21 protein-coding genes are annotated in these 24,727 nt (G+C 72.5%); 10 read left to right on the top strand and 11 right to left on the bottom strand.

Features of this window, described 5'->3' with window-relative positions; genetic code table 11:
- The 3 genes from IEX42_RS08875 to IEX42_RS08865 all read left to right on the top strand — a co-directional run bounded on the left by IEX42_RS08875 (position 1) and on the right by IEX42_RS08865 (position 4,503).
- Positions 1-1,341: a dipeptidase gene (locus IEX42_RS08875; protein ID WP_188779448.1), complete on the top strand. Its 1,341-nt coding sequence runs from the start codon at positions 1-3 to the stop codon at positions 1,339-1,341.
- 272 nt (positions 1,342-1,613) lie between these two features.
- Entirely contained in the window at positions 1,614-4,016 is a 2,403-nt protein-coding gene (locus tag IEX42_RS08870; RefSeq protein WP_229660729.1) for a molybdopterin cofactor-binding domain-containing protein, read from the top strand.
- Positions 4,017-4,026: 10 nt separating this feature from the next.
- Positions 4,027-4,503, top strand: a complete 477-nt coding sequence (locus IEX42_RS08865; protein ID WP_188779447.1) for a (2Fe-2S)-binding protein — start codon at positions 4,027-4,029, stop codon at positions 4,501-4,503.
- A gap of 58 nt (positions 4,504-4,561) precedes the next feature.
- Here the strand turns inward: IEX42_RS08865 and IEX42_RS08860 are convergent, their stop codons facing one another.
- On the bottom strand, positions 4,562-6,013 hold the full coding sequence (locus IEX42_RS08860) for a S28 family serine protease (protein ID WP_229660728.1): 1,452 nt from the start codon (positions 6,011-6,013) through the stop codon (positions 4,562-4,564).
- Between the two features lie 117 nt (positions 6,014-6,130).
- Here IEX42_RS08860 and purF point away from each other — a divergent pair, with 117 nt between their 5' ends.
- From purF to IEX42_RS08845, 3 genes are all read left to right on the top strand, one after another.
- Positions 6,131-7,720: an amidophosphoribosyltransferase gene (gene purF, locus IEX42_RS08855; protein ID WP_229660727.1), complete on the top strand. Its 1,590-nt coding sequence runs from the start codon at positions 6,131-6,133 to the stop codon at positions 7,718-7,720.
- Entirely contained in the window at positions 7,717-8,799 is a 1,083-nt protein-coding gene (gene purM / locus IEX42_RS08850; protein ID WP_188779445.1) for a phosphoribosylformylglycinamidine cyclo-ligase, read from the top strand. The genes purF and purM overlap by 4 nt, the downstream gene beginning before the upstream one ends.
- 146 nt (positions 8,800-8,945) lie before the next feature.
- Positions 8,946-9,137 carry a DUF3073 domain-containing protein gene (locus tag IEX42_RS08845; RefSeq protein ID WP_188779444.1) on the top strand — a complete coding sequence of 64 codons (192 nt, stop codon included), beginning with the start codon at positions 8,946-8,948 and terminating at the stop codon, positions 9,135-9,137.
- An 84-nt stretch (positions 9,138-9,221) separates the two neighbouring features.
- On the opposite strand, the gene IEX42_RS08840 is transcribed toward IEX42_RS08845, so the two are convergent.
- Positions 9,222-10,334 (bottom strand): Glu/Leu/Phe/Val family dehydrogenase, encoded by a 1,113-nt coding sequence (locus IEX42_RS08840; RefSeq protein ID WP_188779443.1) that lies wholly within the window; start codon positions 10,332-10,334, stop codon positions 9,222-9,224.
- 329 nt (positions 10,335-10,663) lie between these two features.
- Between IEX42_RS08840 and IEX42_RS08835 the strand changes: the two genes are divergently transcribed.
- Together IEX42_RS08835 and ileS are read left to right on the top strand one after the other, a co-directional pair.
- Positions 10,664-10,876: a BldC family transcriptional regulator gene (locus tag IEX42_RS08835; protein ID WP_188779442.1), complete on the top strand. Its 213-nt coding sequence runs from the start codon at positions 10,664-10,666 to the stop codon at positions 10,874-10,876.
- A 278-nt stretch (positions 10,877-11,154) separates the two neighbouring features.
- Entirely contained in the window at positions 11,155-14,361 is a 3,207-nt protein-coding gene (ileS, locus tag IEX42_RS08830; RefSeq protein WP_188779441.1) for an isoleucine--tRNA ligase, read from the top strand.
- A 31-nt stretch (positions 14,362-14,392) separates the two neighbouring features.
- Here ileS and IEX42_RS08825 read toward each other — a convergent pair whose 3' ends face one another.
- The 9 genes from IEX42_RS08825 to IEX42_RS08785 are packed head-to-tail and all read right to left on the bottom strand — an operon-like array spanning position 14,393 to position 22,641.
- Positions 14,393-15,484, bottom strand: coding sequence for an MSMEG_0565 family glycosyltransferase (locus tag IEX42_RS08825; protein ID WP_188779440.1), 1,092 nt, complete (start codon positions 15,482-15,484; stop codon positions 14,393-14,395).
- Positions 15,481-16,320: a carbon-nitrogen hydrolase family protein gene (locus IEX42_RS08820; protein WP_188779439.1), complete on the bottom strand. Its 840-nt coding sequence runs from the start codon at positions 16,318-16,320 to the stop codon at positions 15,481-15,483. Before IEX42_RS08820 ends, IEX42_RS08825 begins: the two co-directional genes overlap by 4 nt.
- On the bottom strand, positions 16,317-17,597 hold the full coding sequence (locus IEX42_RS08815) for an MSMEG_0569 family flavin-dependent oxidoreductase (protein WP_188779438.1): 1,281 nt from the start codon (positions 17,595-17,597) through the stop codon (positions 16,317-16,319). The genes IEX42_RS08820 and IEX42_RS08815 overlap by 4 nt, the downstream gene beginning before the upstream one ends.
- Positions 17,594-17,899 carry an MSMEG_0570 family nitrogen starvation response protein gene (locus tag IEX42_RS08810; protein WP_229660969.1) on the bottom strand — a complete coding sequence of 102 codons (306 nt, stop codon included), beginning with the start codon at positions 17,897-17,899 and terminating at the stop codon, positions 17,594-17,596. The genes IEX42_RS08815 and IEX42_RS08810 overlap by 4 nt, the downstream gene beginning before the upstream one ends.
- A 1-nt stretch (position 17,900) precedes the next feature.
- Entirely contained in the window at positions 17,901-18,767 is an 867-nt protein-coding gene (locus tag IEX42_RS08805; protein WP_188779436.1) for a carbon-nitrogen hydrolase family protein, read from the bottom strand.
- Positions 18,764-20,179, bottom strand: coding sequence for an MSMEG_0567/sll0787 family protein (locus IEX42_RS08800; RefSeq protein ID WP_188779435.1), 1,416 nt, complete (start codon positions 20,177-20,179; stop codon positions 18,764-18,766). The genes IEX42_RS08805 and IEX42_RS08800 overlap by 4 nt, the downstream gene beginning before the upstream one ends.
- Positions 20,179-21,243, bottom strand: a complete 1,065-nt coding sequence (locus IEX42_RS08795) for an MSMEG_0568 family radical SAM protein (protein ID WP_188779434.1) — start codon at positions 21,241-21,243, stop codon at positions 20,179-20,181. Before IEX42_RS08795 ends, IEX42_RS08800 begins: the two co-directional genes overlap by 1 nt.
- A 10-nt stretch (positions 21,244-21,253) precedes the next feature.
- On the bottom strand, positions 21,254-21,778 hold the full coding sequence (locus tag IEX42_RS08790) for an MSMEG_0572/Sll0783 family nitrogen starvation response protein (protein WP_188779433.1): 525 nt from the start codon (positions 21,776-21,778) through the stop codon (positions 21,254-21,256).
- A 41-nt stretch (positions 21,779-21,819) separates the two neighbouring features.
- Positions 21,820-22,641, bottom strand: a complete 822-nt coding sequence (locus tag IEX42_RS08785; protein ID WP_188779432.1) for an amidohydrolase family protein — start codon at positions 22,639-22,641, stop codon at positions 21,820-21,822.
- Between the two features lie 132 nt (positions 22,642-22,773).
- On the opposite strand from IEX42_RS08785, the gene IEX42_RS08780 reads away from it, so the two are divergent.
- On the top strand, positions 22,774-24,141 hold the full coding sequence (locus IEX42_RS08780) for an AMP-binding protein (RefSeq protein WP_188779431.1): 1,368 nt from the start codon (positions 22,774-22,776) through the stop codon (positions 24,139-24,141).
- Positions 24,142-24,176: 35 nt separating this feature from the next.
- Positions 24,177-24,725 carry a DUF998 domain-containing protein gene (locus tag IEX42_RS08775; protein ID WP_188779430.1) on the top strand — a complete coding sequence of 183 codons (549 nt, stop codon included), beginning with the start codon at positions 24,177-24,179 and terminating at the stop codon, positions 24,723-24,725.
- Positions 24,726-24,727: the final 2 nt, after the last annotated feature.

Here is a 24,727-nt window from a genome sequence, read left to right as displayed (position 1 = left end):
ATGAGCACCGACGACCTCCGCGCCCGTGTCCACGACGTCCTCCCCGGCATCCGCCGGGACCTCGAGGACCTGGTACGGATCGAGTCGGTCAGCGCCGACCCCGAGCGCCTCGGTGAGGTCGAGCGCAGCGCGGAGGCGGTGCGTGCGCTGTTCGAGGCCGAGGGCTTCGCGACCGAGGTGACCCGGGCCGCCGAGGGCACCGCGCCCGCCGTGATCGCCCACAAGAGCGGGCCCGAGGGGGCGCCCACCGTCCTGCTCTATGCCCACCACGACGTCCAGCCCGAGAACGACCACGCCGACTGGGACAGCCCGCCGTTCGAGCCCACCGAGCGGGGGACGAGGCTCTACGGTCGCGGTGCCGCCGACGACAAGGCCGGCATCGCCGCCCACCTGGCGGCCGCCCGCGTCTGGGGCGACGACCTGCCGGTGAACCTCGTGGTCTTCGTCGAGGGCGAGGAGGAGGTCGGGTCGGCGACCCTCGTCGACCTGCTGGCCCAGCACCGCGAGGAGCTCGCCGCCGACGTCATCGTCATCGCCGACTCCGGCAACTGGGACATCGGCGTCCCGGCGCTGACGACCAGCCTGCGCGGCCTGGTCCGCGTCGACGTCGAGGTCCGCACGCTGAACCACGCCGTCCACTCCGGCATGTGGGGCGGCCTCGCGCCGGACGCGCTGATCGCGCTGAGCCGGCTGATCGCCAGCCTGCACGACGACGCGGGCGACGTCGCCGTCGCGGGCCTGCACGCCGGTCCCGCGGCCGACGTCGAGTACCCCGAGGAGCGGCTGCGCGCGGAGTCCGGTGCCGCTCCCGGCCTGGAGTGGATGGGCACCGGCTCCGCGGTCGAGCGGCTGTGGACCAAGCCCTCGCTCAGCATCACCGGGCTGGACGCCCCCAAGGTCGCCGGCGCCAGCAACACGCTCGTACCCGCGGCACGTGCGCGGATCTCGATGCGGATCGCGCCGGGTGACACCACGGAGAACGCCGTCGCCTGCCTGCGGCGTCACCTGGAGGAGCACACGCCGTGGGGTGCCACGCTCGGGATCGAGGTCGTCGACACCGGTGAGGCGACCCGGATCGAGGCGTCCGGCCCGGCGTACGACGCGGCGCGCGCGGCGTTCCGCGAGGCCTGGGACGGCACGGAGCCGATCGACATGGGGGTCGGCGGGTCGATCCCGTTCATCGCCGAGTTCCTCGAGGCCTTCCCCGAGGCGAGCGTCCTGGTGACCGGCGTGGAGGACCCCGACACCCGGGCGCACGGGGCCAACGAGGGTCTCCACCTCGCCGAGTTCGAGCGGGTGATCCTGGCCGAGACCCTCCTGCTGCGTCAGCTGACCACCTGAGGCTCCGCGTCTGCGAAACGTTTGCCGCACTCCGAGGCGCACCTGCGTCGTCGGCCAGCGAGTCACCCCCGCACGTGCGTTTTCGGCCCTTCCCTGCAGGTTTGTGCACCTGCACGGACGGAGGGGGCGTTCTTAGGTGAGGCTGCCTTGGCAACGCCTGTGTCGGTCGTCACTGTGGACGGGTCACACCTCGCGGGTTCGGCCCCGAGGTGAGTCAGCGGGGAGGGAACGCCCGGGTGACCCCGGGTGCCACGCGAGACGAGGACAGCGTCGTGACGACAGACCAGCACCGCACGCCCACCGACGGAGTCGAGTTCGAGGACGAGCAGGAGGCGGTCGACGCGGCGCCCGGGGGGCTCGGACGCCGACACTTCGTCGGCTACGTCGTCGCCGGCAGCACCCTCGCCGTCGCGGCCGACCTCACCACCGGCGCGATGCCGGCCGACGCGGCGACCCCGGCCGCGGGGTCCGGCACCCCGATCCCGTCGGCCCCGCAGATCGCGGAGGCGTACGACCTCGAGGACCTGCAGACGCAGGCGGCGCTGCCCACCTCGCAGCTGATCACCATCGAGGTCGACAAGGACGGGGTGGCCCACTTCGCGCTGCCGCGGATGGAGGTCGGGCAGGGGATCACCACCTCGACGGCGATGATCATCGCCGAGGAGCTGGACCTGCCGCTGAGCAAGGTCCAGGTCAGCCTCGCGCCCGCCCGGCCCGAGCTGCTCTTCAACCAGCTGACCGGCGGCTCCAACACCACGGTCTCGACCTACACGCCGGTCCGGGTGGCCGCGGCGCTGGCCAAGAAGCGTCTGCTCGACGCGGCCGCGATCCTGCTCGGCGGCCAGGTGGCGCTGCTGAAGTCCAAGGAGGGCATCATCTCGCTGCCGGGCGGCGGCTCGGTGACCTACGGCGAGGCGGCGGCCAAGGCGGCCAGCCCGTCGACCGAGAAGGTCGACGTCACCTTGAAGAAGCCCAGCGAGCACAAGGTGATCGGTACGCCCCGCAACCGGGTCGACGCGCTGGACGCGGTGACCGGCAAGAAGCAGTTCTCGATGGACCTCGCCGTCAAGGACGCGCTGCCGACGATGATCTGCCGCCCGCCCACGGTCAACGGGAAGCCCAAGAGCATCAAGAACCGCGCCGCCGTGCTGGCGATGCCCGGTGTCACGCACGTGGCCACGCTGCCGACCGGCGTCGCGGTACGCGCACGGACGTTCGGCCAGTGCATCGACGCGGTGCGCGCCCTCCAGGTGGTCTGGAACAGGGGCACGGTCGAGGGGATGGACGACGAGGCCGTCCTGAAGCAGCTGCGCGCCGCCCAGCTGCCGCTGGCGGTGCCGAAGGTGCCGATCCTGGCCAAGACCGTCGAGGCGTCCTTCGAGTTCATGTTCCGCAGCGGTGCGGCGCTCGAGCCCAACTGTGCGGTCGCGGACTACAAGGACGGCAAGATCACGGTGTGGGCGGGGCTGAAGTCGCCGCTCGTCGCCCAGGCCAACATCGCCGACGCGCTGGGCATCCCGCAGACGAACGTGACCGTCAACGTGATCACGGGGGGCGGCTCGTTCGGGCACAAGCTGTTCAGCGACGGCGCGATCGAGGCCGCGCGGGCCGCCAAGGCGTTCGGCAAGCCGGTGAAGCTGATGTGGCACCGCTGCGACGAGCCGCGTCAGGGCCGGTCGCACCCGATGTCCACCTCCCGCATCCGGGCCACGGTGCTGGGCAACTCGATCCTGACCTTCGAGCAGCGCCACACCGGCGTCTCCACCGACTTCAGGCACGGCCTCGGCGAGCGCCTGACGAACCTCGCGGCCGACCTCCCGACCGGGCTGGGCAACCTCGGCTTCTCGGAGTCGATCTTCCTGCTCACCCAGGAGCTCGGCTACAACATGGGCGTCGTCACCCAGCTGCTCACCGAGACCAAGAACCAGGAGCAGTTCCCGACCAGCAGCGTGCGCAACATCTACTCCCCGGACGTGCGCACGGCCTCGGAGCTGATGATGGGCAAGCTCGCCGAGGCGCTGAAGATGGACCCGGTCGAGTTCCGGCTGCGGTTCCTCAAGGAGGAGCGGACCAAGGCCGTGCTCCGCAAGGTCGCCGAGGTGGCCAACTGGGGCAAGACGATGCCCAAGGGCACGGCCCAGGGGGTGGCGATCCACAAGGAGTACAAGGGGGCCACGGCCACGATCGTGGAGCTCGACTGCCGACCCGAGACCGTCAACCGGAAGATCCGTGACGCGGTCACCGGTCCTCGGGTGATGCGCGCGACGATCGTGGTCGACGCCGGCCTGGTGATCAACCCGCGCGGTCTCGAGGCCCAGATGATGGGCGGCGTCTCCGACGGCATCGCCCAGGCGCTCACCAGCAGCAGCCACCTGCGAAACGGGAGCTTCCTCGAGGGCAGCTGGGACAACTTCTTCTACACCCGCCAGTGGAACGCCCCGCTGGACTTCCAGTGCGTGGTGATGAAGAGCGACTCCGAGCAGCCCGGCGGTGCCGGCGAGGCCGGCGTGGCCTCCTCGATGGCCGCGACCGCCGCCGCGTACTGGAAGGCGACCGGGACGATGCCGACCCGGTTCCCGATCCTGCACGACCAGACCCCGGACGCGTTCGAGGTCAAGCCGTTCTCGCCACCCATCCCCGAGTCGCCGACCGACGGTCTGCAGTACACCTACTGAGGAGCCACCCATGCCCAAGCACACCTTCAAGCTCAACGGCGAGACCGTCACCGTCGACGTCGAGGACGACGTGCGCGTCCTCTGGGTGCTCCGCGACATCCTCGGCGTGACCGGCCCCAAGTACGGCTGCGGGATCAACGTCTGCAAGGCCTGCACGTCGCACATCAACGGCAAGGCGTTCAACCCCTGCTCGGTGCAGGTCAAGGACCTCAAGGAGACCGACGAGGTCACCACCATCGAGGGCCTGCCCGACACCGTGGGCAAGGAGCTGCACCCGATGCAGCAGGCCTGGCTGGACCGCGACGTCGCCCAGTGCGGCTACTGCCAGCCCGGCCAGATCATGGCGGCCGTCGCACTGGTGAAGAAGGTCAAGGCGGAGGGACGCGCGATCACCAACGCCGACCTGGACTCGATCCGCAACGTGTGCCGCTGCGGCACCTACAGCCGGATCCGCGAGGCGATCAAGCAGGGCTCCACGAAGATGTGACCTCTGCACGACGACGGGCCCGGGGCAGCAGCCCCGGGCCTGTCGTCGTTGGCGCACCCTACGCGCCGTGTCGTACGAGGTAGTCCGCGCGGCGGTCCAGGGCGGGCTCCCGCTCGGGTGCCCCCGTCCGCGCGATCTGCTTGGCCGCCTCGTCGCTCGAGGGCAGCCCGGCCCAGCGCAGCACCAGGTCCGTGGCGTGCTCCCGCTCGGCCTCGGGCAGCTGCGCGATGGTCGAGCCGTGGTTGCCGCCGGGGACGTAGTGCCGCTCGCACTCGCGCGCGGCGCCTCCCTTGCCGCAGGCGAACGGCTCGGCGCTCCACGGGTCGTTGGAGCCGTAGACGTACAGCATCCGGGTCGAGCGGGTGCGTACCCAGTGGTCGACGTCCGGCATCGCCGCGGTGTCGAACCGCTTCGGCCGGATGTCGGCCGGCACGAAGGTGGCGGCGACGTCGGCGCCGGGGAAGCGCAGCAGCTTCGTCAGCCGGGTCTCGTACGGCTCGGGCGAGCCGAGCTGGTAGGCCGCCTGGAAGTAGTACGGCGTGTAGCCCGAGACCTGCTGGTCGGCGTACGTCGTCAGCGAGGAGTGGGCCTCGAAGAAGTCCCAGACCTGGTCGTTGGTCGCCGTGCGGGCGTCCGGGACCGTGGCGCAGTCGGACTCGGGGGAGTACTGCCAGAAGGCGAAGTACATGTCGACGACCGCCGACTCCATGGCCCTGGGCAGGCTGCCGACGATGTCGTAGGTGTAGTGGTTCTCCCGCGACACCCGGCGGGTCTTGTCGGTGAACCAGACGCGGTTGCGCAGCACGCGGCGCTGCAGCGCGGTCAGGTCGTCGCGGCACTGCTGGTCGCTGCCGACGTGGTCGAGGAAGTCGTTGTAGACGTCCTTGGTGTCGACGACGTCGTTGGGGGCGACGTACGGGACGGTCCCGTCGACGTCGCGGGGGAAGAACCGGCGGTGGTACGTCGCGGTCATGCCGCCCTTCGAACCGCCCGTGGTCAGCCAGTGTGCGGTGTAGAGCCGCTTGAAGGACCGGATGATCTCGTGCTGGTCCTCGGCGGCCTGCTTGATCGTCAGCTGCTTGGTCCACTTCGGGTGGGCGGGACGGGAGGGCTCGAAGAAGCGGTACTCCATGCTGATCTGGTTGCCGTCGACGATCCGCGTCGGCTCGCTGCGCGACGGTGTCGTCGAGACGCCGTAGCCGCTGGTGTACATCACCATCGGGCGCGAGACGTCCTTGTGTAGCAGCGTCATCCGCTGGGTGAACGTGCCCTGGTCGGGGTGGTCGTGGTCGACCGGCTGGGAGAAGCCGATCACGAAGTAGCGGTAGCCCTCCGGTGCCTGCTTCTCCTCGGCCGAGACCACGTGGGGCAGCGCCTTCACCTGGGCGAGCAGGTCCGGTGGTGGAGCGGCCGCGCCGGCGGGACCGGCCGGCAGCCCGACGGCGAGTGCGGCGACCAACGGGGCGACGAGCGCGAGCGCCAGGGCTCGCAGATGACGGTACGACGACACAGGACCTCCCGAGACGGATGTGTGCCTCGCACCCTAGGTCACGTTGCTCGGCCCAGGGCAGGCTCGCGCCGCCCAGCGGTTCACCCGACGCGGCCCGGTCGCCGTACAGTGGTGCGCGTGGCCGCCAATGCTCGCCGTCGTCCCGCCGACGGCCGCCTGACGCACGACCTCGACCCGCACGACAAGGGTCCCCAGGACGCCTGCGGCGTGTTCGGGGTGTGGGCTCCCGGCGAGGACGTCGCCAAGCTCGCCTACTACGGCATCTACGCGCTGCAGCACCGAGGGCAGGAGTCGGCCGGCATCGCGGTCAGCAACGGCCGGCAGATCCTCGTCTACAAGGACATGGGACTGGTCTCCCAGGTGTTCGACGAGTCGACGCTGGAGGCGCTGCGGGGCCACATCGCGGTCGGCCACTCGCGCTACTCCACGACCGGGGCCAGCACCTGGCACAACGCGCAGCCGACCTTCCGCCCGACGATGGACGGCTCGATCGCGCTGGGCCACAACGGCAACCTGACCAACACCTCCGAGCTGCAGCAGCTGGTCGCCGGCCTGCCCAGCAGCAACGGCGAGCTCGACATCCACGCGCGCAACCTGGAGACCTCGACCAACGACACCAGCCTGGTCACCGCGCTGCTCGCCCACCACCCCGACACCACGCTCGAGCAGCGGGCCATGGAGCTGCTCCCGCAGATCCGCGGCGCCTTCTGCTTCGTGTGGATGAACGAGTCCACGCTGTACGCCGCCCGCGACCCCCAGGGGATCCGGCCGCTGGTGCTCGGCCGGCTCGAGCGGGGCTGGGTGGTCGCCTCCGAGACCGCGGCGCTGGACATCGTCGGTGCCTCGTACGTCCGCGAGGTCGAGCCCGGCGAGATGGTCGTCGTCGACGAGGACGGCCTGCGCACCATGCGCTTCGCCGAGCCGGAGCCCAAGGGCTGCCTGTTCGAGTTCGTCTACCTCGCCCGGCCCGACACCCGGATCTCCGGGCGCCAGGTGCACGGGGTCCGGGTGGAGATCGGCCGCCGGCTGGCCGAGGAGCACCCGGTCGACGCCGACCTCGTGATCCCCGTGCCCGAGTCCGGGACGCCGGCCGCGATCGGCTACGCGGAGCGGTCGGGGATCCCGTACGGCACCGGGCTGGTGAAGAACTCCTACGTCGGACGCACCTTCATCCAGCCCTCGCAGACCATCCGCCAGCTCGGCATCCGGCTCAAGCTGAACCCGCTGCGCGACGTCATCGAGGGCAAGCGCCTGGTCGTGGTCGACGACTCGATCGTGCGCGGCAACACGCAGCGCGCGCTCATCCGGATGCTGCGCGAGGCCGGGGCCCGCGAGGTCCACGTACGCATCGCCAGCCCGCCGGTGAAGTGGCCGTGCTTCTACGGCATCGACTTCGCCACCCGTGCCGAGCTGATCGCCAACGGCCTCACGACCGACGAGATCTGCGCCTCGATCGGCGCCGACAGCCTGGGCTACGTCGACCTCGAGGACACCGTGGCGGCGACCGAGGTGCCGAAGGAGAGCCTGTGCCGGGCCTGCTTCGACGGCGTCTACCCGGTCGAGCTGCCCGAGCCCGAGCACCTGGGCAAGCACCTGCTGGAGTCCTTCCCGGAGAAGCTGGCCGAGCTCTCGGCGTCGAACCCGCTCGCAGCCGGTCAGCGGTCCGCGGCCGGTGCGGGCGGCGGCGACGCGCTGGAGCGCCCGTGAGCGCGGACAGCGAAGGCGCCGGCGCGTCGGCGACGTACGAGTCGGCGGGGGTCTCCATCGAGGCCGGCGACAGTGCGGTCGAGCTGATGAAGGTCTGGGTCGACAAGGCCCGCCGCGAGGAGATGATCGGCGGGATCGGCGGCTTCGCGGGTCTCTTCGACGCCTCTGCGCTCAAGGCGTACGACCGTCCGCTGCTGGCCACCTCGGCCGACGGCGTCGGCACGAAGGTCGCGATCGCGCAGGCGATGGACGTCCACGACACGATCGGCTTCGACCTGGTCGGCATGCTCGTCGACGACCTCGTGGTGTGCGGGGCCGAGCCGCTGTTCCTCACCGACTACATCGCCACTGGGCAGGTGGTCCCCGAACGGGTCGCCGCCATCGTCAAGGGCATCGCCGAGGCGTGCCTGCAGGCCGGTTGCGCGCTGATCGGCGGCGAGACCGCCGAGCACCCGGGGCTGATGGCGCCCGGCGAGTACGACGTCGCCGGCTCCACGACCGGGGTGGTCGAGGCCTCCGCGCTGCTCGGCCCGGCGCTGGTGCGCCCCGGGGACGCCGTGGTCGCGATGGCCTCAAGCGGGCTGCACTCCAACGGGTACTCCCTGGTCCGTCACGTCCTGCTCGAGCGCGCCGGCTGGGCCCTGGACCGCGATGTCGCCGAGCTCGGTCGCACGCTGGGCGAGGAGCTGCTCGAGCCGACGCGGGTGTACGCCAAGGCGTGCCTGGCGCTGGCCGCCGGCACCGCCACCCACGCGATGTCGCACATCACCGGCGGCGGGCTCGCCGCCAACCTGGAGCGCGTGATGCCCGAGGAGCTGACCGCGACCCTCGACCGCGGCACCTGGGCGCTGCCGGCGGTCTTCGACCTGGTCCGCGACGTGGGGTCCATCGACCGTGCCGACCTCGAGCGGACGCTGAACTGCGGCGTCGGCATGGTGGCTCTCGTCGCCCCGGACGACGCCGACGCGGCCGTCTCGCTGCTCGGCGACCACGGCGTCCGTGCGTGGGTCGCCGGAGAGGTCACCGAGGCGGCCGCGGACGAGCGAGGTGCGGTGCGGCTGGTCGGCGACCACCGCTGAGGTCCCTCGGCGCGTGCCGAGGACGCTTACCGGCCGGGCGGCGTGCGTGACCGCCCGGTCGTTGGGTAGTCTCGACCTACGACATGCTGACACCAGACCGGTGAGCCCCAGGGGCCCCGGCCGAACTTGCGAGGGGGTCGGACCCAATGGGGCGCGGCCGAGCTAAGGCGAAGCAGACCAAGGTCGCTCGCGATCTGAAGTACCGGAGCCAGGACACAGACTTCGACGCGTTGGCGAAGGAGCTCCACGGAGACTCCGGCGACGGCGGCGGAGCCTCTGATGACGCCTCCGACGACGTCTCGGGCGACGACGACTGGGCGGACCGCCCGCGCGGTTGACCGCGGGCCGGTGCGTCGTCGCCGGCCCTCCCCGAACCGACGCGGTGACGCCGGTCGTACGCCGTGGCGGTGTGCCGCGGCTGCTCAGCGACCCACGCGGATCGCGCCCAGCCGGCTGACGCCGGCGATCCGCTGCTCGGCGACCCGGTCGGCGGCGACCGCCGGCGAGATGCCCTCGGCGTCCGCCACGCGCAGCACCTCACGCGTGGTGTCGAAGATCTTCGCCGCCCGGCGCTGCGCCCGCTCGAAGGAGAAGCCGTCGAGCTCGTCGGCGACCTGCACGACGCCGCCGGCGTTGACGCAGTAGTCGGGGGCGTAGGTGATGCCGCGGTCCAGCAGCCGCGCGCCGACCTCGTCGCCGGCCAGCTGGTTGTTGGCGGCACCGCACACGATCCTCGCGGTCAGGGCGTCGGTGACCGGCTCGTCCAGCGCCCCGCCGAGCGCGCACGGCGCGTAGACGTCGAGCGGTGAGGCGATCAGCGCGTCGGTGTCCGGCACCGCCCTCACCTCGGGGTGCGACGCCACGACGGCGTCCACGGCGGGCTGCCACACGTCGGTGACGAGGACCCGGGCGCCGTCCTCCAGGAGATGGCGGACGAGGTGCCTGCCCACCTTGCCGACACCGGCGACCCCGACGGTGCGTCCGGCCAGGGTCGGCGCACCCCACACCGACTCCGCGGCGGCGCGCATCCCCTGGAACACGCCGTAGGCCGTCAGCACGCTGGAGTCGCCCGCTCCGCCGTGCTCGACCGTGCGGCCGGTGGCGAAGTCGCACTCGCGCGCGACGACGTCCATGTCCTCCGAGTAGGTCCCCACGTCGCAGGCTGTCACGTACCGGCCGCCGAGCGAGGCGACGAAGCGGCCGTACGCCCGCAGCAGCACCTCCGACTTGTCGGTGCGCGGGTCGCCGATGATGACGGCCTTGCCGCCGCCGTGGTCGAGGCCCGCGAGCGCGTTCTTGTACGTCATCCCGCGGGAGAGTGCGAGGACGTCCTCGAGCGCCGCCTGCTCGTCGGCGTACGGGTGGAACCGGGTGCCGCCCAGCGCCGGGCCGAGCGCGGTGGAGTGGACGGCGATGATCGCGCGGAGTCCCGACTCGCGGTCCTCGCAGTGGACGACCTGCTCGTGCCCCTCGAGCCGGGCGAACACGCCGTCGCGCTGGGGGCGGTCCGGGTCACGGTCGGGTCCGAGGGTCATCTGTCGCCTTTCGAGGGTGTGCGTGGTGCTCATCCGCGTGTGTCCCGACCCTAGACCGGCGCGTACGGATGTCACGGTTCTGTACTGTTCGCCCGGTGTGCAGTCGTTCACCGGGTTCGCACGAAAAAGATTTTTCGATCAGATTTCGGGTGCTTCATACTTCTGACCTGCACAAACATGCAGCACGCGTGACGGACCGCTCCACACAAGTCCGACAAGGGGTAGGCGATGACCCCGAAGGGTGGCAGACTCCTTCGAAGCGGGCACGCAAGGGCTTGGGGGAGTCGTCCGCTGCATCCACTCAATCCCGTCCAGAAAGGGGGGTCGCCGTGTCCGTGCGCCCCGAGGAGTCCGAGACGTTGCTGACCCCGGCCGAGGTGGCCGCGCTGTTCCGGGTCGACCCGAAGACCGTGACGCGCTGGGCCAAGGCCGGCAAGCTCACGTCGATCCGCACGCTGGGCGGGCACCGCCGCTACGTGGAGTCCGAGGTCCGTGGCCTGCTCAACGGCGCCGTGCCCCAGCAGCGCGGCCCGGTCGACTGAACCAGCCCGCTCCGCTCCACCCGCTCCGGCGCCGTCCTCGGCACCGGAGCGGGCTGTAGCATGAGCGCTCAGAGGCGTTCGAGCCGTCATCAGCGGCGAGCCTTCGGAAGAACAGTCGTCCACTGATCCATCTCGGGCGACCAAGTAGACCCGAACGGGTGGGCCCGTCACAGCCCGCAACGAAGTGGCCCCGCCCGGGGCAATCGAGGTGGTACCGCGGCTCTCGTCGTCCTCGTGTCCAGCACGACACGACATCGACCAGACCAGGAGCACCGCCCATGACCTATCCCCGGGTCTCCGCCACGGGCCGCGACGACGTCCCCGCCAGCCCGCGCTTCCCGGAGGTCGAGGAGGCGGTGCTGGCCTACTGGGCCGACGACGACACGTTCCGCGCCAGCGTCGAGCAGCGCGACGCAGGGCCGGGCGGGTCGAACGAGTTCGTCTTCTACGACGGACCGCCCTTCGCCAACGGTCTGCCGCACTACGGCCACCTGCTCACCGGCTACGTCAAGGACCTCGTCCCGCGCTACCAGACGATGCGCGGACGCCGGGTCGAGCGCCGGTTCGGCTGGGACACCCACGGTCTGCCCGCCGAGCTCGAGGCGATGCGCCTGAACGGGATCAAGACCACCGACGAGATCCTCGAGCTCGGCATCGAGAAGTTCAACGAGGCCTGCCGGGCCTCGGTGATGAAGTACACCGGCGAGTGGCGCGACTACGTCACCCGCCAGGCGCGCTGGGTCGACTTCGAGCACGACTACCGCACCATGAACGCCGACTACATGGAGTCGGTGATCTGGGCCTTCAAGCAGCTCTACGACAAGGGCTGGGTCTACGAGGGCTTCCGGGTGCTGCCGTACTGCTGGAACGACGAGACGCCGCTGTCCAACCACGAGCTGCGGATGGACGAGGGCACGTATCGCAACCGCCAGGACCCGGCCGTCACGGTCGGCGTGGAGCTGACCTCGGGCGAGCACGCCGGCGCGAAGGCGCTGGTGTGGACGACCACGCCGTGGACGCTGCCGTCGAACCTCGCGGTGATGGTGGGCGAGGACATCGACTACGTGGTCGTGGAAAAGGACGGAGAGCGCTTCGTCCTCGCCGAGGCGCGGCTGGGGGCGTACGAGCGCGAGCTCGCCGGGGCCGAGGTGGTCGCCCGGACCACCGGGGCGGCGCTGGCGGGTGCGACGTACGACCCACCGTTCTCGTACTACCGCGGTCACGGAGGAGCCTTCCGCGTGGTCACCGCGGAGTTCGTCACCACCACCGACGGCACCGGGCTGGTGCACACCGCCGGTGCGTTCGGTGAGGACGACAAGGTGGTCACCGACCGCGAGGGCATCGAGGCGGTGATGCCGGTCGGCAAGGACGGGCGGTTCACCGCGCCGGTCACCGAGTACGCCGGCATGCAGGTCTTCGACGCCAACGCCCACATCATCGACGACCTCAAGGCGGGCACGGGCTCGGTGACGCCGGGGACGGTGCTGCTGCGGCGCGAGACGTACGACCACTCCTACCCGCACTGCTGGCGCTGCCGCGAGCCGCTGATCTACAAGGGCGTCTCGTCGTGGTTCGTCGAGGTGACGAAGTTCAAGGCGCGGATGGGCGAGCTCAACCAGCAGATCAACTGGGTCCCCGAGCACGTCAAGGACGGCCAGTTCGGCAAGTGGGTCGAGAACGCCCGGGACTGGTCGATCACCCGCAACCGGTTCTGGGGCAGCCCGGTGCCGGTGTGGAAGTCCGACGACGAGGCCTACCCGCGCCTGGACGTCTACGGCTCGTTCGCCGAGCTCGAGCGCGACTTCGGCGACCTGCCGCGCGACCGCGACGGCAACCCGGACCTGCACCGGCCGTTCGTCGACGAGCTGACCCGGCCCAACCCCGACGACCCGACCGGTCGCTCGACGATGCGCCGGGTCGCGGACGTCCTGGACGTCTGGTTCGACTCGGGGTCGATGTCGTTCGCGCAGGTGCACTACCCGTTCGAGAACGACGACTGGTTCGAGGGGCACTTCCCGGCCGACTTCATCGTCGAGTACATGGCCCAGACGCGCGGTTGGTTCTACACCCTGCACATCCTGGCCACGGGTGTCTTCGACCGTCCCGCCTTCGAGAACTGCATCAGCCACGGCATCGTGCTCGGCTCCGACGGCGAGAAGATGAGCAAGTCGCTGCGCAACTACCCCGACGTCAGCGAGGTCTTCGACCGCGACGGCGCCGACGCGATGCGCTGGTTCCTCATGGCCAGCCCGATCCTGCGCGGCGGCAACCTCGTCGTCACCGAGCAGGGCATCCGCGACGGGGTGCGACAGGTGCTGATCCCGCTGTGGAACAGCTGGTACTTCTTCGCGCTCTACGCCAACGCCGCCGGCCACGACGCCGTGGCGTCCACCGCGTCGAGCGACCCGATGGACCGCTACCTGCTGGCCAAGACGAGGGAGTACGTCGCCTCGGTCACCGCCCAGCTCGACGCCTACGCCGTGGCCGACGCCTGCGACACGACGCGGTCGTTCCTCGACGTGCTGTCGAACTGGTACATCCGCCGCTCGCGGGAGCGGTTCTGGGCGGCTGCAGGCGCTGTCGACGTCGGGGCCTTCGGCACGCTGGCCACCGTCCTGGACGTGCTGTGCCGTACGACGGCCCCGCTGCTGCCGCTGATCAGCGAGGAGATCTGGCGCGGCCTGACCGGCGGGCGCTCAGTGCACTTGGCCGACTGGCCCTCGGTCGAGGAGCTGCCGGCCGACGACGCGCTGGTCGCGGCCATGGACGAGGTGCGCGAGGTGTGCTCGGCGACCTCGGCCCTGCGCAAGGCCGAGCAGCTGCGCACCCGGCTGCCGCTGGCCGCGCTGACGGTGGTCGTGCCCGACCCGGACGCGCTGACTGACTTCGCCTCCATCGTCGGCGACGAGGTCAACGTCCGCTCGGTGCGGGTGATCGGCACCTCCTCCGACGAGGCGTCGTCGTACGGCGTGGCGCAGCGGCTCACCGTCAACGCCCGCGCGGCCGGACCGCGGCTGGGCAAGGACGTGCAGGTGGCGATCAAGGGCTCGAAGTCCGGCGACTGGTCGGTCGCCGCCGACGGCACCGTCACCGCGGGCGGGCTGGCGCTGGTCGAGGGGGAGTACTCCCTGGAGACCGTCGCCGAGGCCGCCGAGGAGGGTACGGCGCTCGGCGTGCTGCCCGGGGGCGGCTTCGTCGTCCTCGACACCCGCGTCACCCCCGACCTGGCCGCCGAGGGGCTGGCCCGCGACGTGGTGCGCGCAGTGCAGCAGGCTCGCCGGTCCGCCGGACTCGACGTCTCCGACCGGATCAGCCTGGTGCTCGGCGGCAGCGAGGCGGCCCGCAACGCTGCCGAGGCGTACGCCGACCTCATCTCCGGCGAGGTGCTGGCCACGTCGTACTCCGTCACCGGTGCGCCGGTCGACGGCGAGTCCGCGGCCCTGGCCGACGGCGAGAGCGTGACGATCAGCCTCGAGCGGGCGTGAGTCGCTGACCCAGGACGCGGTGCGGGCCCCGTCAGCGTGGTACGCCGGCGAGCGACGCATACAGCTCGCGGTGGGCGCGGGCGGCCGCGTCCCAGGTGAACCGGCGGGCGAGCGCGCGGCCCGGGGCGGGGTCGAGCGCGTCGCTCAGCGCGCGGTCGAGAGCCGTGGCGATGCCCGCCTGGTCGCGTGCGTACGACACCGTCTCGCCCAGCACCTCCCGCAGCACCGGCAGGTCGCGGGCGACGACGGGCACGCCGGCGGCGAGGGCCTCGAGCGCGGCCAGGCCGAAGCCCTCCTTCGTGGACACGAACGCCAGCGCTCCGGCCTGGGCGATCAGCGACGGCAGGTCGTCCTCCGGCAGGACGCCCAGCACCTCCGGCACCACTCCCAGCTCGGCGGCGCGGGCCTCGAAGCGGGCGCGGTAGTCGCGGTAGTCGAAGAGCGTCTCGCCGCCGCCGATCACCAGCCGCAGCCCGGGTCGTCGCTCGCGCAGCCGGGCGAACGCCTCGAGCAGGTCCAGGCTGCCCTTGCGGGGCTCGATGCCGCCGAGGGCGAGCACGTAGTCGCCGAGCCGGTCCGACCACGCCGCCCGTCCGGCGCCGTCCGTCGCGCCGGCCTCGAAGCGTGCGGCGTCGACGCCGTTGGGGATGACGGTCGGCCGCAGCCCCCAGCCGGCGCGGACCTCCTCGGCGACGGCGGCCGAGACGCATATCCGCACGGTGGGCTCGACGACCGCCCGCTCGTGGCAGGCCGCCAGCTCGGGGGTGGCGAAGTCGTCGAGGTGGTGGATGGTGCGTACGCACGGCAGCGCGGCGTTGGCCGAGATGCAGTCCTGCGCGTGCACGACGTCGTACGACGCACGCTCACCGGCGAACGCGTCGGCGAGGACCGCGATCGAGCGGACGATCCGCGGGCCGACCGCCTCCTCCTCGGCCGCGGCGAACGGCACCGCGTGCACGGTCACCGCCGGGTCGACGGGACGGAAGAACGTGGTGTCGCCGCCGCGGCCGAGGGTCCAGACGTGGACCTCCTCGCCGAGCCGGGCGAGCGCCTCCGCCAGCGCGAGGGTGTGGACGACCCCGCCGCGCGGGCGCGTCGAGTAGGTCAGCAGGGCGACCCTCATCGGACGACTCCGTCGACGCGGTCGGTGAGCGCGATCAGCTCGTCGAGGTGGTGCAGCTGTCGTCGTGCGCGGGCGACCTCGAGGTCGACGTCGACGTCGGTGAGCGCCATCGCTCCCTTGCCGGTCGTCCGGGCGAGGACGTCCCCGCCCGGACCCACGACCTTCGCCCGGCCGAGGAAGCGGAGCGTGCCCATCAGCCCGGTCTGGTTGGAGGAGACCCAGACGACCTGGTTCTCGGCCGCCCGCGCGGCGTCGTAGAGGTCGAACAGCCGGGACTGCCGGTCGTGGGTCAGCCGCCGGGTCCGGTCGGTGACGCTGGCCGGCCAGGCAGACAGGCAGGCGATCGTCGTCGCGCCGTCCAGCGCCAGGGCCCGCGCGGCCTCGGGGAAGGTCTTGTCGTAGTCGATCAGCATGCCGATCCGCCCGACGGGGGTGTCGAAGGCCGCGAACCGGTCCCCGGCGGCGTACACACTGCGCTCACCGGGCGGCTGGTGGACCTTGCGGTGCCGTCCGAGCACGCCTCCGCCGTGCAGGCACAGGGCTGCGCCGGCCAGCGGGCGCGGGCCGTCGAGCGCCTCGGAGTAGCCGAGGCAGACCACCAGCGGCCCGCACGCCGCGATCAGCCGGGCGATCTCGGGGCCGTCCTCGCGCAGCCCCGGTGGCAGGTCGTCGGTGGCGGGGTGCTGCAGGTCGGTGAGGTATCCGCCGAGGCTGGCGTGCGGCAGGACGAGCAGGTCGACGTCGGCGCCGCGCGCCTCGGCGATGATGCCCTCGACCTTGACCACCGACCGCTCGACGTCACGGCCGAAGTGGGCGGCGACCGCCCCGATCCTCACGAGCGCCCGACCCCCGGGGCGGCGAGGTCGCCGCGCACCGCGGCGACGACGTGGTCGGCGACGTGCTCGGCGTCAGCGGCGACGCCGAGGAAGCGTCCCGAGCCCCAGGTGTGCAGCCAGGGCAGGCCCACGAAGCTGAGCCCCGGCACGGCGCTCACGCCCCGGGTGTGGGTCGGGCGGCCGGACCCGTCGAAGGCGCCGACCCGCACGAACCGGTAGTCGGGGCGGTAGCCGATCGCCCAGACGATGCTGCCGACGCCCGCCTCGGCGAGGTCCAGCGTCGTGGTCTCGGACCCCGGGCGCCAGACCGGCTCGTACGGACTGCCCGGCGGTGCGTCGATGCCCTCGCGCTCGACGTAGGCGTCGATGTCGCGGCAGATCGAGTTGTAGACCCGGTCCGCGTCGTCCAGCGCGGACTCGGCGGTCGGCAGGAAGCGCAGCAGGGTGCCGGCCCCGTCGGCGAGCATCCCGTACAGCCTCATCCCCTCCGCGGCGAAGCGGCGCAGGTCGATGTCGCGGCCGCCGTCGCGGCCGGTGACGTAGTGGTTGGTCTTCTCGCGGGCCGCCAGACCGCCCGGGTACGACGCGACCGGGGTGTCGTAGAGGCCCATCTGGGCCAGCCAGGTCATGGTGTCCCGGCCGCGGTATGTGCGGGCCACGCGCGGGGCGTCGCCGAGCGCGAGGTGCACCTGACGCCCGGCCAGGTGCAGGTCCTCGGCGATCTGGGCGCCGGACTGGCCCGACCCGACGACGAGCACCGCTCCCTCGGGCAGCTGGTCGGGCCGCTCGTAGTCCGCCGACTGCACCTGGGCCACCGAGGGGTCCAGCGACGGCGCCCACGAGGGCACGATCGGCACGTGGTAGCCGCCGGTCGCCAGCACCACCTGCGCGGCCGACCAGGACCGCACGCCGCCGGGGCCTTCGGCCGTGACCGTGAAGCCGCCGTCCTCGTGCTCGGCCACGGACGTGACCCGGGTGTGCTCGACGAGCGGCGGCGAGAACGAGGCCACGTACCCCGCGAGCCAGTCGACGACCTCCTCGCGTGTCATGAAGCCGTCGGGGTCGGAGCCGGCGTAGGCGTAGCCGGGCAGTCGGCAGTGCCAGTTCGGGGTCACCAGGGTGAAGCTGTCCCAGCGGCTGTCGGCCCACTCGTGCGCGGCGGTGTTCGCCTCCACCACGACGTGCTGCACTCCGTCGCGCACCAGGAACCAGCTCACCGAGAGCCCTGCCTGGCCGCCACCCACGATGACGACCGGCACCTCCTCGGGCCCGCTCATGCCCGCTGCTCCGGCCTGGCACGGGACTCGCCGTCGTGCATGCCGAGGACGCGCACCACCTCGTCCGGGGCGTACGCCGCCGCACGCGTCTGGATCTGCTCGGTGGTGGAGATCGCCGACGTGCAGGCGAAGCCGAAGATCTCCTGCACCCGGTCACCGGCGATGCTCAGTGCGTAGGTGGCCCGCCGCGAGAACTCCTCGACCCGGTAGTCGGTCCCGGCCTCGAGGTGCTCGTGGACCACCAGTGAGGGTGAGTAGCACTCCTCGACCACGCCGTCGGGCCAGCGCACGGTGAACGTCATCTCAGGCAAGGACGGCCTCCTGACCGCTCGGGTAGACCTCCGGTCGGCGGTCGCGCAGGTGGAACATCGACCGCCGTGCAGCGGCGACCTCCGCGGCGACGTCGACCCGCGCGACGGCCAGGCCCTCGGCGGTACCGGTCGTGGCCAGCACGTCGCCGCCGGGTCCGACGACCTGCGCGCTGGCGACGAAGCGCAGTGAGCCGAAGGTCCCGGACTGGTTGGACGCCACCCAGACGACCTGGTTCTCCAGGGCACGTGCGCGGTCGAAGAGGGTGAAGCGTCGGGTCCAGCGGTCCTCGGCGAGGTCGTCGGACGCCGCGGTGCGCGACGCAGGCCAGGCCGAGACGCAGACGATCGTCTCGGCGCCGTCGAGGGCCAGCGCACGCGCCGACTCCGGGAACGCCTTGTCGTAGCAGATCAGCAGGCCGAGGCGGCCGGCCGGGCTGTCGATCGCGGCCAGCTCCGAGCCGGCGGCGTAGTGGGCGTCCTCGCCGAGCGGCTGGTGCACCTTGCGGTGCACACCGAGCACCCCGTCGCCGGTCACCGCAGCCGCACTGTTGTAGCGCTCGGCGCCGTCGGACTCGCAGAAGCCGACGACCAGCGTCATCTCCCGGGCCAGCTCGGCGACCCGGCGCAGCTCGGGGCCGTCGAGGTCCATCGCCGGAGGCAGCGAGTCCGGCGACTCGTCGTGGCTGCCGTCGCGGCCTGCGCCGAGCACGGAGAGGTAGCCACCGAGGCACGCCTCGGGGAGGGCCAGCAGCCCGACGCCCTGCGCACGGGCGTCATCGACGAGGGACGCGATGCGGGCCAGGTTGTCCTCGACGTCGCGACCGAAGGGTGCGGCCACTGCCGCGACCGCGGTGCTCACGCCGCCCCCAGCCCGGTCACCGGGCCGGTCAGGACCTCGGTCACCTCGCCGTCGGGCCAGCGCAGCCGGACCCCGGAGCCGCTCGTCAGTTCCCCGCACGCCTGCGACGTCACGAAGCCGGGCAGGCCCGAGACGTCCGCGTCGTCCTCGTGCGCGGTGAGCATCGCGAACCCCGGGAAGCACGTCACCCAGTCGGCGTACGACGACGTGCCCGGCGTCGGCACGTCGGCCGCGTCCAGCACCGCGCCGCACCCGGAGGCCTCGGCGAGCATGCCGAGCGTCCCGACCAGCCCGCCCATGGAGACGTCCTTCGCGGCCGCCGGGTCGAGGGTGCGGACGACGCCACCGAGGGCGCGCAGCTCAGCACCGGTGCGGTGCGACGAGGAGTCCCACTGGGTCCCGGCGTAGCCCGGGCGCCAGCCGCCGCCCAGGTCCGCGGTCACGCGCAGCCGGTGGCCGGGGCGACCACCGCCGCCCGGGACCGGGGTCGTCGTACGTCCGAGGGCGGTGACGCTGAGCGAGGCCGGCACCCCGAGCTGGGTGTGCCCGCCGAGGACCGGCACGGCCCAGGCGCGGGAGGCCTCGGCCAGTCCGTGCAGCACGCGGCGCGCGGCGGCGGCGTCGCGGGCGCCGACGGCGTCGAGCAGCCCGACCGGGGTGGCGCCCATGGCGCCGAGGTCGTTGAGGTTGACCAGGGCCGCGCACCAGCCGGCCCACTCGGGGTCGCGCTCGACCATCGAGGGCAGGATCGCGTCGCACGCGGCGACCACGTCGGTGCCGGCGAGCGGTGCCCCGTCGTCGCCGAGGAAGCCGGGCACGTGCCCGGCCGGGGCGGCGCCGACGAGCGCGGGGACCAGACCGGCGAGCGGCGACTTCGTGGCGGCGACCAGCCGGGCGACCCGGCCCACGGGCCAGCGGACGTCGACGTGCGGCACGCCGTGCAGCGACCTCGGGGCGAGCCGCTGCCAGCCGAGCCCGGTGAAGAGCGCCTCGTGGCGGGCCTGCACGCACGCCTCGAAGCGCAGCGCGCCGAGGTCCTCGGCCGTCGCGCAGGCCGCGCGGACCAGTGCGGTGCCGGTGCCGGGGGCACTGCCCGGTGCGACGACCAGTCTGCTTCCCTGCCACCACCCGAGGTCCCTCCCGTCGGTGACCGGATGGAGGCGGACGCCGCCGACGACCACACCCGACGCCGTGCGGGACAGCAGGACGACGGTGCGCGGGTCGGTGTCGGCGTCGTCGAGGTCGTGGTGCTCGAAGAGCCCCTGGCTTTCGACGAAGGCGCGGTGCCGCAGGGCGGCGTACGTCCGCAGGCCGGCGGCGTCCCGACCGGGATCGGCGCGTACCACCGTGGGGCCCGGCGCCGGCCCGGTCAGGACGCAGGACGCAGGTGAGACGACCGTCGCGCCGCTCATCACGCCCCCTCGCAGGACAGGCCGGAGCAGGCGCCGCAGGCCGCGCACCCGGCGGCCTGGTCGGCGCCCGCCATGCCGGCGGCGCGGAGCGCCGCCGCGACCCGCGACGTCACGTCGGCGACCACGGCGGGATCGGGCGCGGCGACGCCGTCGACGTCGGTGGCCAGCGTCCCGGCGAGCGGCCGGAACGGCACCACGAACGGGTAGACCCCCATCGCGATCAGCTCCTCGGCGCCGGCGACGAGCTCGTCGGGGTCCTCGCCGAGGCCGACCAGGAGGTAGGTCGAGACCTGGTTCCAGCCGAAGACCCGGACGGCCTCGGCCCAGGCGGAGCGGTACTCCGCCATGGGCACCGAGCCCTTGCCGGGCATCCAGCGGCGGCGTACGTCGTCGTCCAGCGACTCCACGTGGATGCCGATCGAGCGGGCCCCGGCCTCGTACAGCTCGGTGATGCTGGCCAGGTCTGCCGGCGGCTCGCACTGCACCTGGACCGGCAGGTCGGGGAGCACCTCGTGCACCGCGCGGACGCACCGGGCCAGGTGGGTGGCGCCGCGGTCGCGGCCCCGGGAGGTGCCGGTGGTCATCACGACCTGGCTGACCCCGTCGAGGCGGTGCGCGGCCACCGCGACCTCCGCGATCATGGCCGGCGTCTTCACCGCCACGGTCGCCCCCTGCCGCAAGGACTCCTCGATCGCGCAGAACCGGCAGCGCTCGTCCTCGTCGTACCGTGCGCAGGTCTGCACCACGGTCGTGGCCAGGACGTGCGAGGAGTGCAGGCGGGCGATCTGCTCGTACGACACCCCGTCCGCGGTGGTGAGGTCGTAGAACCGCGGTCGGGCGACAGCCTCCACGCCCATGCCGGTGTCGGCGCCGTCGAGGAGGAGCTTGCCGCCGCGCACGGAGTACGGGCTGCGGGGGTTGAGCGGGATGGCCGCGCCCACCCCGTCGAGGAGCACGTGGCCGTCGTCGCTGGGCCCGGCTCCCGCCCGCCTCGACACCGGAGCGTCGAGGAGGCGGATCCCCTGGATCGCGACGTCGACCCGCGTCGAGCGCGCTGTCGTCACGGGTCGTCCCTCACAGGTTGTAGCAGGAGTTGATCACCGCGCCCTTGTTGGCGAAGTGGATGACGGCGTCCTGGACGTCGAGCGGGTGGGCCGGGACGACGCCCTCGATGAGGTCCTCCTCGCGGCAGCCGTGCAGCGCGAGGCCGAAGCGGCAGCACAGGACCGTGCCGCCCTCCGAGATGAAGGTCTTGATCGAGTCGTTCATGTTCTGGTTGCCGGGGAAGGCTCCGTCGCCGGTGGTGGGGAACCCGCGCGTGTCCATGCAGGCCAACGTTCCGGGGCCGTAGAAGTAGAGGGTCGTGTCGAAGCCCTTGCGCAGCGCGCGGGTGGACTGAAGCACGGCCACGAAGCTGACCGAGCTCTCGTGGGGGATCCCGTGGACGAGGGTGAGCCAGGACTGGCCCTCCGACGCCTGGTAGTCGGGGAACAGCTTCGTGCTGCCGTACAGGTCGGTGCCCTTGGCCTGGGAGGGGTGCGGGACCTCTCCCAGCGAGGTCTGCATGTTGGCGAGGATCTCGTCGTCGTACACGGACATTGGTGCCTCCTGGTGGGTGGGGTTCATCGGATCTGCTGGGGTCAGCCGTAGAGCGACTCGAAGTTCTCGGTGAAGAAGGCGCGGGCCAGCGAGCCGTCCCCGGCCGCGGCGGCCAGGCGGGCGTGCTCGCCGGCGTAGTCGCCCCACGGGGTGTCGGTGGCGAAGAGGACCCGGTCGTGCCCGACGCCGCGCCGCTCGATCTCGGCCACCAGCCAGGCGGGGGCGAAGCCGATCGTCCAGGAGGTGTCGGTCCACACCTGCTTGCCGGACTCGACCCAGTCGAAGAACCGGCCGCCGATCAGCTTCATGTGCCCGCTCATCCCGCCGCCGAGGTGGACGAGGTGGATCTTCGTGGCGTCGCCGTACCTCTCGACGAGCGTGCCGATCGCGTCGATGTCGGAGGCACCACCGGGAGAGGTGTGCACGTGGACGACGAGGTCGTGGTCCGCGGCCGTGGTGAATATCCGGTCCAGCTGCTCGGCGCAGTCGGGGTCGTCGACCGAGCCGCCGAGGAGGAAGCTGGTCTTGAGCGCCGCGACGCCGGCTTCGGCGACGAGTGCGAGCGCCGCGTCGTTGCGCAACGCGTCGGAGGCCTTGGGGGAGACCCACAGCCCGCACCGCACCCGGTCGTCGCGCTGCGCGGCCTCGAGCGCGAGGGGATTGAGGTCAAAGGAGGCCTGGGGGTCGGGCACGCCGTAGTTCGGCAGCACGAGGGTCCGCTCGATGCGGTGCTCGTCGAGGTCCGCGATGAGCTCCTCCACCGAGGCGACAGCGGTCGTGTCCGGGCTGATCGGCGGGCCGCCGTAGAAGGGGTACGACGGCAGCACCCCGATGTGCCGGTGCGCGTCGTGTGTCCGTTCCATGACGAGAGTCAACGTGCGCCTTGTTTCGCAGTGGTTCCGAGCGGAATACGATTCGCGCTCACTCGTGTGAGCGTCGTGTTACGTGGTCGTCGCTGGGCGGCCGCGCCGTGTCGCGGCGCCTAGCGTGGAGCCGTGAGCGAGACGACCATCGCTGCCGCGCTCGACGAGCTCGAGCGGCGCGACCCGGACCGGGTGGCCGTGCGCTGCGGCGGGGCCGCGCTGACCAGGCGCGAGCTGGGGGAGTGGACGCGGCGGCTCGCCGCGCACTGGCGCCGCGGCGGGCTCGCGGTCGACGACCACGTGAGCATCGTGCTCGAGAGTGGGATCGGGTTCGTCGTCGCGGCGGTGGCGGCCTGGCGAGCCGGGGCCACGCCGCAGCCGGTCCCGCCGTCGCTGCCGGAGGGGGAACGACGCGACGTGCTCGAGCTCGCCGCCGCCCCTCTCCTCGTCGACCACGACCCGCCGCTGGTCGACGACCTGCCGCCGTGCGCCGAGCTGCCCGACCTGGCCGCCTCCTGCTGGAAGGCGCCCACCTCCTCCGGGAGCACGGGGCGGCCGAAGATCGTCCGCGCAGCGGCGCCTGCCACGTGGGACCCGGACCGTTCCCCGGCGGCGTTCGTCCCCCGCGACGCCGTCCAGCTGGTGGCGGCGCCGCTGCACCACGCGGCACCGTTCACGTACGCGATGCGGGGGCTGATGTGCGGTCACACGCTGGTGCTGATGACGGCCTTCGACCCGGCTGAGTGGCTGCGGCTGGTCGAGACCCACGACGTCACGTGGGGACTGCTGTCCCCGACGAGCATGCTCGCTGTCTGGCGCTCGCCACGACGAGCCTCGGCCGAGGTGTCCTCGCTGGAGTCGGTGCTGCACCTGGGGGCCCGCTGCCCGCCCTGGCTGAAGCGGGAGTGGCTGGGGTGGCTCGGGCCGGAGCGGGTCGTGGAGGTGTACGCCGGCACCGAGTCGCAGGGCCTGACCTGCATCGGGGGCGAGGAGTGGCTTGCACACCCCGGTTCGGTCGGGCGGCCGACGGGCGGCACGCGACTGAGGGTGGTCCGTGCCGACGGGACGGGGTGCGGCTTCGGGGAGACCGGCGAGGTGCTGATGCGGCGCGACCGGGAGACGTACTCCTACCTCGGCGCTGAACCGGTGGTGCGCGACGGCTGGCACACGCTCGGCGACGCCGGTCACCTCGACGAGCAGGGTTATCTCTTCCTCGGCGACCGGCTCGAGGACGCCGTCCGGACGCCGGACGGCACGGTCTGGCCGGCCGACGTCGAGGGCGTGATCGAGCGGCACCCGGCAGTGCGCTCCTGCCTGGTCGTCGAGAGGTCCGGGCAGGTCCACGCCGTCGTCGAGACGGCGCCGGAGGACCTCGCCGACATCGGGGTCTGGGCCGCCGGGCGGCTGCTCGAGGTGCAGCGTCCGGCGACCTGGCAGCAGACGACGAGCCGGCTCCGGGACGACATGGGCAAGGCGCGTCGCGCCGAGTGGCGCGGGTAGGGCGTCGCGTGGCGGAGTACGGCAGGATCGGCCTCGTGCACCGATCCGTCCTGGTCTCCTCCGTCGTGGCGCCCGTGGCACTGATCGGGGGCTGGACGCTCGCCGCCACCCGGCAGCCGGCGTCGTACGACCCGGTGTCGCAGACGATCAGCGCCCTCGCGGGCCACGACGCCACCGACCGCTGGGTGATGACCACCGGCATCGCCGTCACCGGCGTCGCGCACGTGGTCACCGCCCTTGGCCTGACCGAGGCGCGACCCGCGTCGCGGGTGCTGCTCGCCGCGGGTGGGGTCGCCACGACGTCGGTCGCGGTGTTCGCCGAGCCGTCGCAGGCGCACGTCCCGGTGGCGACCACGAGCTTCGTGCTCCTCGCCGCGTGGCCGCTGCTCTCCGACGTGCCGAGCAGGCGCGCCGGGCTGGTGGCCGGGATCGGGCTCGGGGCGCTGGCCGCGTGGCTGGGGACCGAGCTCGGCGGCCCGCGGGTCGGCGGGGTCGAGCGGGTGGTCGCCGGTGCTCAGTCGCTGTGGCCGCTGGCCGCGGTCGCCCTGGTGCGCCGGACGACCTCGCGCGCGGCGCGGGCCTGACC

The organism is Marmoricola endophyticus (assembly GCF_014644415.1).
GTDB lineage: Bacteria > Actinomycetota > Actinomycetes > Propionibacteriales > Nocardioidaceae > Marmoricola > Marmoricola endophyticus.
This window is presented reverse-complemented; position numbering and strand designations above follow the sequence as displayed.